Origin of the sequence: Streptomyces phytophilus (assembly GCF_013870535.1) — a bacterium.
In the GTDB taxonomy this organism is placed as follows: domain Bacteria; phylum Actinomycetota; class Actinomycetes; order Streptomycetales; family Streptomycetaceae; genus Streptomyces; species Streptomyces phytophilus.
The window spans coordinates 1-1,201 of sequence record NZ_JACBXC010001581.1; the positions used below are offsets into that span (position 1 = coordinate 1).

The 1,201-nt window shown below is 74.7% G+C and carries 1 protein-coding gene; it reads left to right on the plus strand.

Going from position 1 to position 1,201, the window contains the following annotated elements; genetic code table 11:
- Nucleotides 1-147: 147 nt before the first annotated feature.
- Nucleotides 148-1,201: imidazolonepropionase (gene hutI, locus H5J30_RS34400; RefSeq protein ID WP_181791737.1), on the plus strand; the 1,054-nt coding region annotated here is incomplete at its 3' end.

Below are 1,201 nucleotides of genomic sequence, written 5' to 3' on the forward strand. Positions count from 1 at the left end.
CGGTGGTGGCGGGCCGGCACGTCGTACGGGACGGGGTGCACGCGCTCGTGGAGGACGTACCGGGAGCGCTGGCGGCGGCCGTCGGGGCGCTGCGCCGCTGACTCCCGAATCCGATCCGGCAAGCAACCGACCCACGAGGGCAGGACCATGACCGCCGCAGCCACTGCCGCAAGCACTGCCGCAGCCACAGCCGTCGTCAACATCGGCAGCCTCGTCACCAACGACCCGGCGCTCGGCGACGGCCCGCTCGGGCTGCTTGAGGACGCGGCCGTCGTCTTCGAAGGCGGCCGGGTCGCCTGGGTCGGCGCGACCGGCGCGGCGCCTGCCGCGGACGCGGTGTACGACGCGGCCGGCCGGGCGCTGCTCCCGGGCTTCGTCGACTCGCACTCCCACCTCCTCTTCGCCGGCGACCGCACCGGCGAGTTCGCCGCCCGGATGTCCGGCCGCCGGGCTGCGTCCTATCAAAAGCGCGGGGCGGGCGGCATCCGCACGACGGTCGCCGCCACCCGCGCCGCCACCGACGGGGAACTGGCCGCCAACCTCGCCCGCTTCGTCCGCGAGATGCTCCGCCAGGGCACGACGACCCTGGAGACCAAGTCCGGCTACGGCCTGACGGCGGCGGACGAGTCGCGGGCGCTGCGGGTCGCGGCGGAGCGGGTGGCGGGGGTGGAGGAGATCACGTACCTCGGTGCGCACGTCGTCGCGCCGGAGTACGCGGACGATCCGGGCGCGTACGTCGACCTGGTCACCGGCGAGATGCTGGACGCCTGCGCGCCGTACGCGCGGTGGATCGACGTCTTCTGCGAGAAGGGCGCGTTCGATGGCGACCAGGCGCGGGCGGTCCTCGCGGCCGGCAAGGCACGCGGCCTGACCCCGCGGGTGCACGCCAACCAGCTGTCGTACGGGCCGGGCGTGCAGCTGGCCGTCGAGCTGGAGGCGGCGTCGGCGGACCATCTGACGCACCTGAGCGACGCCGACGTGGGCGCGCTGGCGTCGGGGTCGACGGTGGCGACGTTCCTGCCGGGGTGCGAGTTCTCGACGCGGGCGGTCTACCCGGACGTGCGGCGGGTGCTGGACGCGGGCGCGACGGTGGCGCTGTCGACGGACTGCAACCCGGGCTCGTCGTTCACCAGCTCGATGCCGTTCTGCGTGGCCGTCGCGGTACGGGAGATGGGCATGACGCCGGACGAGGCGGTGTGGT